The organism is Staphylococcus sp. HMSC077D08 (genome assembly GCF_001837945.1).
Taxonomy (GTDB): domain Bacteria; phylum Bacillota; class Bacilli; order Staphylococcales; family Staphylococcaceae; genus Staphylococcus; species Staphylococcus epidermidis.
The window spans coordinates 44,427-59,161 of sequence record NZ_KV834794.1 but is presented as its reverse complement, the minus strand read 5'-3'; the positions used below and the strand labels follow the sequence as shown (position 1 = coordinate 59,161).

The 14,735-nt window shown below is 31.7% G+C and carries 13 protein-coding genes and 1 riboswitch; of the genes, 8 read left to right on the top strand and 5 right to left on the bottom strand.

Going from position 1 to position 14,735, the window contains the following annotated elements; translation table 11 throughout:
- Nucleotides 1-15 precede the first annotated feature (15 nt).
- Both purH and purD read left to right on the top strand, forming a co-directional pair.
- On the top strand, nt 16-1,494 hold the full coding sequence (gene purH / locus HMPREF2663_RS08050) for a bifunctional phosphoribosylaminoimidazolecarboxamide formyltransferase/IMP cyclohydrolase (protein ID WP_002475238.1): 1,479 nt from the start codon (nt 16-18) through the stop codon (nt 1,492-1,494).
- A gap of 25 nt (nt 1,495-1,519) precedes the next feature.
- Nucleotides 1,520-2,761 carry a phosphoribosylamine--glycine ligase gene (gene purD, locus HMPREF2663_RS08045; protein WP_002486589.1) on the top strand — a complete coding sequence of 414 codons (1,242 nt, stop codon included), beginning with the start codon at nt 1,520-1,522 and terminating at the stop codon, nt 2,759-2,761.
- A 133-nt stretch (nt 2,762-2,894) separates the two neighbouring features.
- Here the strand turns inward: purD and HMPREF2663_RS08040 are convergent, their stop codons facing one another.
- The 3 genes from HMPREF2663_RS08040 to HMPREF2663_RS08030 are packed head-to-tail and all read right to left on the bottom strand — an operon-like array spanning nt 2,895 to nt 5,686.
- Nucleotides 2,895-3,701 (bottom strand): energy-coupling factor transporter transmembrane component T family protein, encoded by an 807-nt coding sequence (locus tag HMPREF2663_RS08040; RefSeq protein WP_002475234.1) that lies wholly within the window; start codon nt 3,699-3,701, stop codon nt 2,895-2,897.
- Complete coding sequence (locus tag HMPREF2663_RS08035) at nt 3,694-5,097, bottom strand: ABC transporter ATP-binding protein (protein ID WP_070593048.1); 1,404 nt, start codon at nt 5,095-5,097, stop codon at nt 3,694-3,696. The genes HMPREF2663_RS08040 and HMPREF2663_RS08035 overlap by 8 nt, the downstream gene beginning before the upstream one ends.
- Nucleotides 5,098-5,110: 13 nt before the next feature.
- Nucleotides 5,111-5,686 (bottom strand): ECF transporter S component, encoded by a 576-nt coding sequence (locus tag HMPREF2663_RS08030; protein ID WP_002446159.1) that lies wholly within the window; start codon nt 5,684-5,686, stop codon nt 5,111-5,113.
- Nucleotides 5,687-5,764: 78 nt separating this feature from the next.
- A riboswitch (TPP riboswitch) is annotated at nt 5,765-5,867 on the bottom strand.
- A 336-nt stretch (nt 5,868-6,203) separates the two neighbouring features.
- Here HMPREF2663_RS08030 and HMPREF2663_RS08025 point away from each other — a divergent pair.
- Entirely contained in the window at nt 6,204-7,979 is a 1,776-nt protein-coding gene (locus tag HMPREF2663_RS08025) for an oleate hydratase (protein ID WP_070593052.1), read from the top strand.
- A 416-nt stretch (nt 7,980-8,395) separates the two neighbouring features.
- On the opposite strand, the gene graF is transcribed toward HMPREF2663_RS08025, so the two are convergent.
- Nucleotides 8,396-8,530 (bottom strand): glycopeptide resistance-associated protein GraF, encoded by a 135-nt coding sequence (gene graF, locus HMPREF2663_RS12940; RefSeq protein WP_001831711.1) that lies wholly within the window; start codon nt 8,528-8,530, stop codon nt 8,396-8,398.
- A gap of 151 nt (nt 8,531-8,681) precedes the next feature.
- Here graF and auxA point away from each other — a divergent pair, with 151 nt between their 5' ends.
- From auxA to ptsP, 5 genes are all read left to right on the top strand, one after another.
- Entirely contained in the window at nt 8,682-9,974 is a 1,293-nt protein-coding gene (gene auxA / locus HMPREF2663_RS08015) for a lipoteichoic acid stability factor AuxA (RefSeq protein ID WP_070593053.1), read from the top strand.
- A 307-nt stretch (nt 9,975-10,281) separates the two neighbouring features.
- Nucleotides 10,282-11,454, top strand: a complete 1,173-nt coding sequence (locus HMPREF2663_RS08010) for a class I SAM-dependent rRNA methyltransferase (RefSeq protein WP_002446163.1) — start codon at nt 10,282-10,284, stop codon at nt 11,452-11,454.
- Between the two features lie 59 nt (nt 11,455-11,513).
- Complete coding sequence (locus tag HMPREF2663_RS08005; RefSeq protein WP_001831644.1) at nt 11,514-12,053, top strand: hypothetical protein; 540 nt, start codon at nt 11,514-11,516, stop codon at nt 12,051-12,053.
- A gap of 155 nt (nt 12,054-12,208) precedes the next feature.
- Nucleotides 12,209-12,475 (top strand): phosphocarrier protein HPr, encoded by a 267-nt coding sequence (locus HMPREF2663_RS08000; RefSeq protein WP_001831726.1) that lies wholly within the window; start codon nt 12,209-12,211, stop codon nt 12,473-12,475.
- Nucleotides 12,476-12,477: 2 nt separating this feature from the next.
- A complete protein-coding gene (gene ptsP, locus HMPREF2663_RS07995) occupies nt 12,478-14,196 on the top strand; it encodes a phosphoenolpyruvate--protein phosphotransferase (RefSeq protein WP_002446164.1) in 1,719 nt (572 codons plus the stop codon).
- Nucleotides 14,197-14,461: 265 nt separating this feature from the next.
- On the opposite strand, the gene HMPREF2663_RS07990 is transcribed toward ptsP, so the two are convergent.
- Entirely contained in the window at nt 14,462-14,698 is a 237-nt protein-coding gene (locus HMPREF2663_RS07990) for a glutaredoxin family protein (RefSeq protein ID WP_002446165.1), read from the bottom strand.
- Between the last annotated feature and the right edge of the window lie 37 nt (nt 14,699-14,735).

Sequence of the window (14,735 nt, the reverse complement as noted above, 5' to 3'; positions counted from 1 at the left end):
GGAGTATCTTATAGAATGAAAAAAGCAATATTAAGCGTTTCTAATAAAAGTGGAATTGTCGAGTTTGCAAAAGCATTAACTAACTTAGACTATGAACTGTATTCTACGGGTGGTACAAAACGTGTATTGGAAGATGCGAATATCAATATTAAGTCCGTGTCAGAGTTAACACAATTTCCAGAAATTATGGATGGTCGTGTTAAAACACTACATCCAGCTGTCCATGGTGGTATTTTAGCTGATCGAGATAAGGAACGTCATTTAGAGCAATTACGAGAACAACATATTGATTTAATTGATATGGTAGTGGTCAACCTATATCCTTTCCAACAGACTGTTGCTCAACCTGAGGTAACAGAAACTGATGCAATAGAAAATATTGATATCGGTGGACCTACAATGTTAAGAGCAGCTGCTAAAAACTTTAAACATGTTACAACTATCGTACATCCTTCCGATTACAACGAGGTTATTGAGAGAATTAAAAATCAACAATTGGACGAAGCATATAGAAAATCGCTAATGGTTAAAGTTTTCCAACATACAAATGAATATGATCATGCTATTGTTAACTATTTCAAAGATAATAAGGAAACACTAAGATATGGTGAAAACCCTCAGCAATCTGCATATTTTGTTAGAACATCTGATAGCAAACATACGATTGCTGGTGCAAAACAATTACATGGTAAACAATTGAGTTTTAATAATATTAAAGACGCAGATGCAGCGCTCAGTTTAGTAAAAAAATTCAACGAGCCAACTGCTGTAGCAGTAAAACATATGAACCCGTGTGGAGTAGGAATTGGACAGTCGATTGATGAAGCATTTCAACATGCTTATGAAGCGGATAATCAATCAATATTTGGTGGTATTATAGCATTGAATAGAACAGTAGATGTTAAATTAGCTGAAGCATTACATTCTATCTTTTTAGAAGTAATTATTGCACCTCAATTTACTGAGGAAGCTTTAAAAATATTGACACAAAAGAAAAATATTCGTTTATTACAAATAGATATGACAATTGATAATGCTGAACAAGAATTTGTTTCCGTTTCAGGTGGTTACTTAGTACAAGATAAAGATAATAAAGATGTGACTCGAAACGACATGACTGTTGCTACCGACACTCAACCTACAGAAGCACAGTGGGAAGCTATGCTGCTAGGTTGGAAAGTTGTAAGTGCCGTTAAGAGTAATGCAGTGATATTGAGTAACAACAAACAAACAGTTGGTATAGGTGCAGGACAAATGAATCGTGTAGGTTCCGCTAAAATTGCAATCGAAAGAGCAATAGAAATTAACGATAATGTTGCGCTTGTTTCAGATGGTTTCTTCCCAATGGGAGATACAGTTGAATATGCGGCCGAACATGGTATTAAGGCAATTATTCAACCAGGTGGTTCAATTAAAGATCAAGATTCTATTGATATGGCTAATAAATATGGCATTACAATGGTTATGACAGGTATGCGTCATTTTAAACATTAATTTTTGAAAAGAAAGGGGTAATCTATTGAAAGTTTTAATAGTTGGAGCTGGTGGACGTGAACATGCATTAGCTTCTAAAATCAATCAATCTCCAATTGTAGATAAGGTTTACGCGATTCCAGGAAATGATGCAATGGTCAATATTGCTGAAGTGCACGGTGAAATTGCTGAATCAGATCATCAAGCTATTTTACATTTTGCTCACCATAACGCAATTGATTGGGTAATCATTGGCCCTGAACAACCTTTAATAGATGGGTTAGCTGATTTATTAAGAAATGCAAATATTAAAGTGTTTGGTCCAGGACAAGATGCGGCTCAAATTGAAGGTTCAAAATTATTTGCCAAGCAATTAATGGACAAATATCATATTCCTACAGCAGAATATAAAGAAGTAAGTTCACGTAACGAGGCGTTGCAATATGTTGAAACTTGTGATTTACCAATCGTAATAAAGAAAGACGGTTTAGCAGCAGGTAAAGGGGTTATTATTGCTTTTACAAGAGAAGACGCATTAGAAGGGGTCAAAACAATTTATCAAGAAGAAAAAGGGAAAGTCGTTTTCGAAAGTTATTTAGAAGGAGAAGAGTTTTCTTTAATGACTTTTGTAAATGGAGATTATGCGGTTCCTTTCGACTGTATTGCTCAAGATCATAAGCGAGCATTTGATAATGATCAAGGACCAAATACTGGTGGAATGGGCGCATATTGCCCAGTACCACACATTGATGCATCTGTTCTTGAGCAAACTAATAAGGAGATTGCTCAACCTATTGCTAAAGCTATGGCACAAGAAGGTCATGACTTCTTTGGATTACTATACATTGGTGCAATTTTAACAAAAGATGGACCTAAAGTTATCGAGTTTAATGCACGTTTTGGTGATCCTGAAGCACAAGTATTATTAACACGTTTAGAAAGTGACTTAATGCAACTCATTATCGATTTGGAAAATTGTAAACCTATTCATTTTAACTGGAAAGATGAAGCTGTTGTAGGAGTAATGCTAGCATCTAAAGGATACCCTGGTACATATGAAAAAGGGCATGAAATAAGTGGTTTTAATCTAGATTCTCATTATTATGTGAGTGGATTAAAGAAAGAAGGTCAATGTTTTGTGAATTCTGGCGGACGAGTTATCCTAGCTATAGGGGAAGGTCCAACAGTTGAAAAAGCACAAGCAAACGCATATGAACATGCACGACAAATAAAAAGTGACAATCTTTTTTATCGTAATGATATTGGCAATAAAGCCATTACTAAGTAAAATTGGTTGTTCAATTCGAAATAAAGTCCTTCGTTGATTGGATATGATCAACGAAGGACATTTTTTTATGATTTCTATTTACATTGGAATAAAATGAATATTTACTTTTAATTAAATATTGGGTGTGTAATTATTAGTCTAATTGTCCAAAACGGACATCATGAATACCGGTAATTGGAAGGTATGATGATAAGACAAATGACAAAGTAATGATAATTAATATACAAGCAACAAAGATGATATCTTTATATGAAAATGGAACCCGATAGTAGTATGTTCTTGGACCATCTTTAAAGCCTTTAGACTCCATTGCAACAGAAAGTTGATGTGCACGTCGAATATTTTGACTTAATAAAGGTATGACCAAGTGGTTAAGACGCTTGATTCCTTTATAGTTAGATGCATCTATCATTTGATAACGCATTTTTAGGGACCGTCTTAATTGAATAAGAGAACTTATTATAAGTGGAACCATTCTAATCGCTGCCATAAAAGCATAAGCAAATTTAGGCTTCACCTTTAAATGTTGCATTAAACTATAAAAAATCATTACAATTTGTGAAGTCAGTGCGATTAGTATACCAAACATTGAAACGGTAATTGTTCTCATAGATAGATGAAGACCTCGTACAATACTTTCTGTACTTATTTGCAAAATACCAAATTTTACAAGCATATGTTCTCCATCACCATATAAAATCATAAATAATGACGACATCAAGGCAAAGAGTGTTGTGACTAATATAAAAATGGCAGTTATTTTAAATTCTGTACCGTTAAATAAAAGTAAGAACATAAACATTAATATAACGATATAAATCATAAAGTCAAAGTTATGGATAAATATAATGAAAAAGAATAATGCGATACCTAAAAGTAACTTAGTAATGATATTTACATCATCAACGAAGGTGTGGCGTTTTTTCCATCTTTCAAACAATGTGTTCACCTTCCATTTCTTTAAGACACCCATCTTCCACGCGTAATCGTCTTGTTGGATATCGTTTAATAATTTCTGGATCATGTGTCACCATGATAATTGTTTGACCTTGATTAACGCGTTCTTGAAATAACTTGATAAGTTGAAATGTATTATGACTATCTAGGCCGAATGTTGGCTCATCTAATAAAATAATCTCTGCCTTTGAACTTAATGCTGTTGCAACACTTAAACGACGCTTTTGACCTGTTGATATTTCAAAAGGATGATGATCCTTAACTTGATCTAAATGTAATAATTTTAATAAATCCATAGTTTCATCATTCGCATGCTTAGGATCTAAGTGATTATAATGAATATACACTTCATCATAAACAGAATTCGTAATAAATTGTAATTCAGGATTCTGATATACCAAATACATATGCTTTGCCGCTTGTTTAATTTTAGATAATAATTGGTCGCGATAAAACATGTTACCTTCATATTTAATTAGTTGTAACATAGCTTCTAGTAAAGAGGTTTTACCAGCGCCATTTTTACCAGTGATTGTTAACCATTCACCTGAATACAGTTTAAGCTCCTTGGATGAAAAAAGTGTCTTTTTACCTCTAATAATTTGCCCGTCGTCAAAATGAAATAAGAGATTCTTTGTTTGATTAGGTAATGGGATGGGGCGTGGTGCACTCTGCCATGCTCTAGGGTGCCAAACTCCGTATTCAGTTAATAGCCCTTCATAATGATTTAAGATTTGTTCAGGGGTGTCGTCAGCAACAATTTGACCATCATAATTTAATAACAATACGCGGTCAACATGTTGCCAAATATGTTCAACCTTATGCTCAACAATTAAAACTGTTTGATCTTCCCAAAGATTGATTAATTTCTTCCATAAATCTTCAGTTGCTTTTACGTCGAGCATTGCAGTAGGCTCATCTAAAAAAAGTGTCTTTGATTTTTGTAGTATTGTTTCAACAATAGCTAACTTCTGTTTCATACCACCACTTAGATTGTTGACATATGTTTTATGAGTAACATTGAGGTCTACAGACTTTAACGCGTCTTCGATTTCTTGATCCATCTCACTTCTAGGAATATTTCTATTTTCTAAAACAAATGCAAGTTCCTCATATACTTTTGGCATACAAAATTGATTATCTGGATCTTGAAATATAACGCCACTATCATGATCAATATTCAATTCATCATATTTCATCGGAAGTTCAATTAAATTAGGTACTATTCCACTTAATACATTAAGTAATGTGCTTTTACCTGATCCGGAAGGACCGAGTAAAAGCACTTTTTCTTTATTTTTAATCTCAAGATTTAAGTTGTTGAATATTTTCCTATCTCCATTCGGATACTTTAAACGTAAATTTTTAACACGTAACAATTAAAAAATCCCCTTATAGGTTATCGTAATCTTGTTGTGATGCTGGTCTGAAGAATTTAGTTACACCAGTTTTATCTAATGCTTTGACAATCCAGTATGAAACTAAACCAGCTAATACAATTCCGCTAATTGAACGGAAAATGATAAATAGTAGTAAGTTCCATCCAGCAACTTCGTTTAGGTAACCATAGAAGTAATCCACTGGGAAAGAGATTAAAGCAGTTGCTAATCCAGCAAGCATTGCTACAGCAGCAGAACGTGATTTATATTTAAAAATAGCAAATATAATTTCACAAGCCAGTCCCTGTAATATCGCATATATGATAGTAGGGATATCAAATTTTCCCATGACAATCGTTTCACCAGCTCCAGCTGCGATTTCTGCTAATAATGCTATACCTGGCTTAGGAATGATTAAGTAACAAACGACTGCTGCCATAAACCATACACCATATGTAAGTTGTTCTAAGTGAATACCCGCAACTTGTACAATATTGTAAACAAACCACCATAAGTTATAAATGATGGCAAATACTACTGAAATTAAAACTGTCACAAGAATTTCAGATAGTTTTAAACCTTTTGACATAAAAACATCCTCCTAAAAAACGCACAACCATCTCTAGGAAAGTTGTGCGTCAGAAGCAACATCTAATCATAATTCATTAGATGTATAACAACACTTTCCTACGCTAGTAACTAGCTAGATCAGGTTCGAAGGGTTTGAGGTTGGCCTCATCTCAGTAAAGAATACACCCCTAGTGCGTTCAATTATTTAATTAACTTAAATGTATGATTTTTATTATATATTGTCAAGGTTATTTCAAGTATTGTTATTTAAACAAGAAATATATTTACTATTTTAGAGATGAATTGCAATAAATGTGTATCATGATGAAGTTTATAGAATTAACGATTTAAATTTTTCTAACAAATCTTTAATTTGATGTTAAAAATAGCTAAATAAAAAAGATTAGTATAGTTTTAAGTGAATTAAATTAAAAAATAACCAATTGTTTGTGTTATTACACAAAGAGGGGTAAAATATACTTGAAAGCGATATCATACAGATTTTCAAACTTTTATTTAATTGGAGTGATGTTTCTATGTATTATACAAATAGTAATTACGAAGCGTTTGCTCGACCTAAAAAACCTGAAAATGTTGATAGTAAATCAGCCTATTTAATAGGGTCTGGATTAGCTTCTTTAGCTGCAGCATGTTTTTTAATTAGAGATGGACAAATGAAAGGCGAAAATATCCATATTTTGGAAGAGTTAGATATCTCAGGTGGAAGTTTGGACGGTATTAATATGGAGCATCATGGCTTTGTCGTACGTGGTGGTAGAGAAATGGAAAATCATTTTGAATGTTTATGGGATTTATTTAGAAGTATTCCATCATTAGAACAACCTGATGCATCCGTGTTAGACGAATTTTATTGGTTGAATAAGGAAGATCCTAACTATTCTAAATGCAGAGCCATTAATAGTGGTGGTAAACGCATTGATACTGATGGCGATTTTACATTGTCTAAAAAAGCTATTAAAGAAATTTTAAGTTTATGTATGAAAAAAGAAGAAGATTTAGAAGATGTTAAAATTTCCGAAGTTTTCACTGAAGATTTTTTAAATTCTAATTTTTGGTTATATTGGAAAACAATGTTTGCTTTCGAACCCTGGCATTCAGCAATGGAAATGCGTCGATATCTTATGCGTTTTGTTCACCATATTGGTGGTTTGGCAGATTTTAGTGCTTTAAAATTCACTAAATATAACCAATATGAATCTTTAGTATTACCAATGGTAGAATATCTAAAATCACATAACGTGAACTTTGAATTTGGAGTACAAGTGAATAATATTTTAGTTGATGCAACATCAGCTACTAAAATTGCTAGAGAAATCATTTTAACTAGAGATGATAAAGAAGAATCTATCCCGTTAACAGTTAATGACTTGGTATTTGTTACTAACGGAAGTATTACTGAAAGTTCAACCTATGGTGATAACGACCACCCTGCTCCTATAACACATTCTTTAGGTGGTAGTTGGACATTATGGAAAAACTTAGCTAATCAAAGTCCAGAATTTGGTAGACCTGAGAAATTTTGTGATCACATTCCAGCTAAAAGTTGGTTTGTATCAGCAACGGCAACAACAGATAATAAAAAGATAATCTCATATATCGAACAATTGTGTAAAAGAGATGTTTTATCTGGTCGGACAGTCACAGGTGGTATCATTTCTGTAGCTAATTCGAGTTGGCAACTTAGTTTTACAGTAAACCGTCAGCAACAATTTAAGAAACAACCTAAAAATCAAGTTAGTGTATGGATTTACGCATTATACTCTGACGAAAAAGGAGACTTCATTAAAAAGCCAATCACGGAAAGTACTGGTAGTGAAATCTGTCAAGAATGGTTATATCATATGGGTGTTCCACAAGAGGAAATTGTTGAATTAGCTCAATCGGAATGTAACACGATTCCTGTTTATATGCCGTATATAACTGCATATTTCATGCCTAGAGCATACAAAGATCGACCGTTAGTAGTACCGAATGGCTCTAAAAACTTAGCATTTATTGGAAACTTTGCAGAAACAGAACGAGATACGGTATTCACTACAGAATATTCAGTTAGAACAGCTATGGAAGCTGTTTATCAATTATTGGATGTTGATAGAGGTGTACCTGAAGTTTATGCTTCTGAATTTGATGCACGCGTACTGATGGATGCATTTTATGAATTAAATGATCGTAGATCTTTACATGAACTTGTCAATAAAAACTTTATCAAACGATCAGTATTAAATACAGTGTTGAAGAAAATACGTGGTACTTTTATTGAAGAATTGTTACGTAAACATAAATTACTATAGTGCAATTAAGTGATAAATATAACTGTCCTACAAGATATAGGATTTTGGCGACAGTTTTTATTTATAAATGATATTAGTCATGATTTAAGAACTATGATGCAAATCTTTCGAAAAAGTAGTCGTAAAATGGTTATGTTATTTCTTTAGAATAAATAAGTGTTCTAAAGAAATTTACATAAATGTTAACTATGAAATAAAAAAGGTTAAATAATAACGTAGATTTGTATTAAAAGATAATATTATAATGATAATCATAGATGAACGCCTTATGTATTATTACGAAAAAAAGACAATTTCTATCAAAAATTTTAATAGAAATTGTCTTTTTATATTACTTATGAACTCAATGATTCAACGATTTAAATGCTAACAAATCTTTTTATTATCTAGCATAACCACTTATATCATTAGTAAAATTAATCTAGTGTATCTTGAATATCTTTCTTAGTTTGTTCGATATCATCTGTTTTTTCTTCGTTTTGTTCTTTAAGCTTTTCTTCTACTTCTTTGGCTTTTTCTGCTGATTTTTTTTCAAATTCTTTATTTGTCATAAAAATTCACCTCTTTAATAGGATTTCTGTTTACACAAATGGTTTACCCCGTTATTCTATTAATAAACGTTTGTAGGTCTATAGATGTATTTCATGATATTTTAAAGACAATTAAACAATCTTCATATATAATAATTTTGAGGTGAACAGTATGTCTTTTCTTAGGAAACACACCGAAATTATATTTAGTTATATTATCGGTATCGTTTCACTTTTTACAGGTCTCATTATTTTTATTAACTTACCTTTAATCAAACAATTTAAAGGTGACAAAAAGGTTGATACGCATGTGCATAACGTATGGGAATTCCTAAATGCCTTTTTTGCCGAGATTATAAAAGTGATGAGCAAATTTATTGGTGGCTTTCCAATTACAAGTGCCATAGTAATCATCGTATTTGGTATTTTAGTGATGTTGTTAGGTCACACTTTATTTAGAACTATTAAATACGATTATGACATTTCAATTTTCTTTTTAGTTATTGGCATTATGTACTTTATCATTACATTATTGCTAATGACACAAGTGTATGGCTTTTTTGCAATCGTCTTTATTATTCCTTTTACAGTTCATATTGGTTACATAGTTTATAAAGATGAGTTGAACCAAGACAATCGTAAGAACCATTATATGTGGATTATTGTAACTTATGGAATGAGTTATCTTATTACACAAATTTCGCTATATGGACGTATTGACGCAAATGAAATTGAATCAATTGATATTTTAAGTGTGAATACATTCTTCATTATTATGTGGTTATTAGGTCAAATGGCTATATGGAATTTCTTATTCTTAAGACGTTCATTACCACTTACTAAAGAAGAGTTAGGCGAAGAGGAACCTGAACTTTCAAGAACTAATAAAGGCAATGTATCTAATCAAACTAAAGTTCACTTAAAACAACTACAAGATAAGACAACCGAGTATGCACGTAAGACCAAAAGAAGTGTTGATTTAGATAAAATTAGAGCCAAAAGGGACAAGTTTAAGCAAAAAATTAACAGCATAGTAGATATACAAGAGGACGATATTCCAAATTGGATGAAAAAACCTAAATGGGTTAAACCTATGTATGTTCAATTGTTTTGTGGTGTAATTATTCTGTTTTTTGCTTTTCTAGAATTTAATAATAGAAATGCATTATTCTTAACTGGTGAATGGGAGTTATCACAAACGCAATATGTAGTTGAGTGGGTAACGTTATTGTTGCTACTTTTCATTATTATTATTTATATTGCAACTACATTAACTTATTATTTAAGGGATAAATATTATTATTTACAACTCTTTATGGGCAGTATTTTATTCTTTAAATTTCTTACAGAATTTATCAATATTATGGTACATGGATTATTATTATCAATTTTCATTACGCCAATCTTGTTATTAATGCTTATTGCAATGATTGTTGCTTATTCTTTACAGTTGAGAGAAAAATAAATGGGTTAAATTTGATTTATAAACATTAATCATTGGTAAAAATACTTAACTTTTCAAATCAATGATTGTATTTATCTAGCTTTATATTCAATGAACAGTAAGAAATATTCACAGAAAAATTTCTATGTGAGCAATACATTTCATGGGTGGGATAGTGAATTCAGAATGAATTTCGTCCCACTCTTTTTTTGTGTGATTCCCTAAAGTTATTTGTTAAAATGATGATGAAATTATATGGTGTTAACTGGATTTACGAAACAAAATTATCATAACTAACAGTGATAAAAATTAAGAGAGGTATTCATTTATGAAACTTGCTACGCTAAATAAAGGCAAAGAAATAAAGTATTTAAACCACTATCCATTAATAGATGAAGAAGATTTATTTGAACATGATCATCTTAAAGAAGGTGATTTGATAACGCTGGTGACAGAGCAACAACAATATATAGCTACTGGATATATTGGAAGACAACATAAAGGATTAGGGTGGGTATTGAGTTATAATCAAAATGAAGAGATTAACACTTTGTTTTTTAGACGTTTATTTGAAGCTGCATTAAAAGAGCGACAATACTATTTCAATATAGAAGGTACAAACGCATTTAGATTATTTAATGCTGAAGGTGACGGTGTAGGTGGTCTGACAATTGATAATTATAATGGACATCTTTTAATTCAATGGTATTCGAAAGGCATATATAAATTTAGATTTCCTATCTTAGAAGCAATCAAAGAAGTATATGAATACACTTCAATTTTTGAGAAAATGCGTTTTAAAGGTTCTTCCTACACTGGTGGCTTTGTAGAAGGTAATGCTCCTGAATTTCCTATCGTTATAGAAGAAAATTTTACTTTTTATAACGTAGACCTAAATGATGGTCTTATGACTGGTATATTTTTAGATCAAAAAGAAGTTAGAAAAAAATTAAGAGATCAGTTTTCAGAAAGAAGACATGTACTTAACTTATTCAGTTACACTGGAGCGTTTTCAGTAATAGCAGCTGAAAATGCAAACTCAACAACAAGTGTAGACTTAGCAAATCGCTCTAGAGGGCTAACTGAAGAAAATTTTGGTTTAAATGGTATCAACCCTAAATCTCAATATATTTATGTTATGGATACGTTTGATTTTTATAATTATGCAGGACGACATGGGCATCAATACGATACAATTGTTATTGATCCACCTAGCTTTGCGAGAAATAAGAAAAAAACTTTTTCAGTTCAAAAAGATTATAATTTATTAATTGAAGGAGCCCTTAACATTTTATCGCCTGGAGGTACTTTACTATTATGTACCAATTCAAGTGCATTTTCTCTTAAGGCATTTAAAAATGTAATAAAGAAAACACTAGCCCAAAATAATATTGAATATGAAATAAATGAAGTAATGGGGTTACCTAAAGATTTTAAAACTCATCCTCACTACAAACCTTCAAAATATTTAAAAGCAGTATTTGTAACAATAAAAAATTAATTTTCTATAAATATGGGTATAAATCACTGTTAAAGTATTATTTGAAAGGATGTCATTAAATGGGAATTAGAAGTAAACTAACTAATAATATTACAAATAAAGTAGGGAACTCATTATTGAACATAGAGGAAATTAAAGAGAAAGGTGATTTGCCAACTACACAGGAAGAACTTAGACAACGTAGAGAGAGAGCTGAAACTTTAGTTAAAAAGAAATCGCTACTTTCCTCCGGTGCTAGTATAGTTCCTATTCCAGGACTTGATTTTGGAGTAGATCTTAAACTAATGAGAGATATTATAGAGGATGTAAATAAAATTTATGGTTTAGATCACGATCAAGTTAATTCACTAAGTGATCAAGTGAAAGAAAGAATTATGTCTGCAGCAGCAATTCAAGGAAGTCAATTTATTGGACGTAAGGTATCAGAGGCGTTGCTTAAAGTTGTGATTAAAGATGTAGCTAAACGAGCAGCTGCCAAACAAACAAAATGGTTCCCGTTTGTTGGGCAAGCTGTATCTGCATCCATTAGCTATTATTTTATGAGCAAATTGGGTAAAGATCATATCAATAAATGTGAAAAAGTTATCAATAACTTATAGAAGTGTTATAATCGTCTCGAGGTGCAAAATTTATATGCTGAAAACGATTTTAAACGAATTGAATTTAGCTATAGGTTTTGGTAAAGTTAAGTTGTAAATATTTTGTTAGATTGTAATAATATTGAAGATTCTAACTGTACAAAGGAGAGTTTAATATGGAACAAAAATCATATGTAATCACAGACGAAACAGGGATTCATGCTCGCCCTGCTACAATGCTAGTACAAACTGCATCAAAATTTGATTCAGATATTCAATTAGAATATAACGGGAAGAAAGTTAATTTAAAATCAATCATGGGTGTAATGAGCTTAGGTGTAGGTAAAGATGCTGAAATAACTATTTATGCTGACGGTAGCGATGAAACTGACGCAATTCAATCTATCACTGATGTCTTATCAAAAGAAGGTTTAGCTGAATAATTATGTCTAAATTAATTAAAGGGATTGCTGCATCAGATGGTGTTGCAATCGCAAAAGCTTACTTAATTGTAGAGCCAGACTTATCTTATGACAGTAACGAAAAAGTTACTGACACAGAAAGTGAAGTTGATAAGTTTAATGACGCTATCGAAGCTTCAAAAATTGAATTAACTAAAATAAGAAATAATGCCGAAGCTCAATTAGGTGCTGATAAAGCAGCGATTTTTGATGCACATTTACTTGTTTTAGATGATCCAGAATTAATACAACCCATTCAAGACAAAATTAGAAATGACAAAGTCAATGCTGCAACTGGTTTGGATGAAGTAACGACACAATTTATTTCTATTTTTGAGTCAATGGATAATGAATACATGAAAGAACGTGCAGCTGATATCAGAGATGTTTCTAAACGTGTATTGGCTCATATTCTAGGTGTAGATTTACCTAATCCTAGTTTAATCAATGAAAGTGCTGTCATTGTAGGTAATGACCTCACACCTTCAGATACAGCACAGTTGAATAAAGAATTTGTTCAAGGTTTTGTAACTAATATTGGTGGTAGAACCAGCCACTCTGCAATTATGAGTCGTTCTTTAGAGATTGCAGCTGTTGTCGGTACTAAATCTATCACTGAAGAAGTTAAACAAGGTGATATGATTATTGTAGATGGTATGTCCGGAGATGTTATCATTGATCCTACAGAAGATGAGTTAATTGCTTATCAAAACAAACGTGAGCGTTTCTTTGAAGATAAGAAAGAACTTCAAAAATTGCGTGATGCTGATACAGTAACAGTTGACGGTGTCCATGCTGAACTAGCTGCTAATATTGGTACTCCAGATGACTTATCAGGAGTTATTGATAACGGTGCACAAGGGATTGGTTTATACCGTACAGAATTCTTGTACATGGGTAGAGACCAAATGCCTACTGAGGAAGAACAATTCGAGGCTTATAAAAAGGTACTTGAAACTATGGACGGTAAACGTGTAGTTGTACGTACTTTAGATATCGGCGGAGATAAGGAGCTTCCATACTTAGATTTACCTAAAGAAATGAATCCATTCTTAGGTTATCGTGCGATACGTTTATGTTTAGCACAGCCGGAAATCTTTAGACCACAATTACGTGCATTACTACGTGCTTCAGTTTATGGGAAATTGAATATTATGTTCCCTATGGTAGCAACAATTAAAGAATTCCGTGACGCTAAATCAATACTTCTTGAAGAGAAAGAAAATCTTCTTCGCGAAGGTTACGAAGTTTCAGATGATATTGAATTAGGTATTATGGTTGAAATTCCAGCTACCGCGGCACTTGCTGATGTATTTGCTAAAGAGGTAGATTTCTTTAGTATAGGAACGAATGACTTAATTCAATACACATTAGCTGCTGACCGTATGTCTGAACGAGTTTCATACTTATATCAACCATATAATCCTTCAATTTTACGATTAGTTAAACAAGTTATTGAAGCTTCTCATAAAGAAGGTAAATGGACTGGTATGTGTGGTGAAATGGCTGGAGATCAAACAGCTGTGCCTTTATTATTAGGTTTAGGTTTAGATGAGTTCTCAATGAGTGCGACTTCTATCCTAAAAGCTAGAAGACAAATCAATGGTTTAAGTAAAAATGAAATGGCTGAACTTGCTAATAGAGCTGTTGAATGCTCAACGCAAGAGGAAGTCGTTGAATTAGTTAACCAATTGGCTAAATAATTGACTTTAAAAAGAATATTTTAAGAGTATAAGACATAAAGTTCTTAGACTAGAAAAAGACAATTTCTATTAAAATAATATAGAAATTGTCTTTTTATAATGGTTTAAATCATATTAGTTTGTTAAATTCTATTTTTCTGCAAAATATGTCCTAGAATATTTTTTTAATATATTATATTGATTTAATAAATTACTTGAAGATGACAATATTTGTTTAGCTAGTTTGAAAATTTGAAATTAAACACGCGAAAATTAAAAATAGAAATTAAGGTGTAATATTCAATTCATAATTCAATTTTTCCATATCTACTTGATACATAGGTATCCCTTTAAGCAAAATAAAAGGTGTTGCAAATGCATCGTAATTCATCATTTCATTTTTATATTTTTGATTTTTGATATTTTTTTCTGTAAATTTGATATTTTTATTTACTAAATAATTTTTAATAAAAGCACAAGGTGGACAGTCATCTTGTGTATAAATAATCACTGTATCAGTCATACATTACATCCTCTCATGATTTATCTTACAACACTAT

What these genes read in the sequence shown, in the direction of transcription:
- ptsP (WP_002446164.1), top strand. Translation starts at nt 12,478, where the DNA reads ATGTCTAAATTAATTAAAGGGATTGCTGCATCAGATGGTGTTGCAATC.
- HMPREF2663_RS08030 (WP_002446159.1), bottom strand. Translation starts at nt 5,686, where the DNA reads ATGTCAAAAGGTTTAAAACTATCTGAAATTCTTGTGACAGTTTTAATT.
- HMPREF2663_RS08005 (WP_001831644.1), top strand. Translation starts at nt 11,514, where the DNA reads ATGGGAATTAGAAGTAAACTAACTAATAATATTACAAATAAAGTAGGG.
- graF (WP_001831711.1), bottom strand. Translation starts at nt 8,530, where the DNA reads ATGACAAATAAAGAATTTGAAAAAAAATCAGCAGAAAAAGCCAAAGAA.
- HMPREF2663_RS08010 (WP_002446163.1), top strand. Translation starts at nt 10,282, where the DNA reads ATGAAACTTGCTACGCTAAATAAAGGCAAAGAAATAAAGTATTTAAAC.
- HMPREF2663_RS07990 (WP_002446165.1), bottom strand. Translation starts at nt 14,698, where the DNA reads ATGACTGATACAGTGATTATTTATACACAAGATGACTGTCCACCTTGT.
- purH (WP_002475238.1), top strand. Translation starts at nt 16, where the DNA reads ATGAAAAAAGCAATATTAAGCGTTTCTAATAAAAGTGGAATTGTCGAG.
- HMPREF2663_RS08025 (WP_070593052.1), top strand. Translation starts at nt 6,204, where the DNA reads ATGTATTATACAAATAGTAATTACGAAGCGTTTGCTCGACCTAAAAAA.
- auxA (WP_070593053.1), top strand. Translation starts at nt 8,682, where the DNA reads ATGTCTTTTCTTAGGAAACACACCGAAATTATATTTAGTTATATTATC.
- HMPREF2663_RS08000 (WP_001831726.1), top strand. Translation starts at nt 12,209, where the DNA reads ATGGAACAAAAATCATATGTAATCACAGACGAAACAGGGATTCATGCT.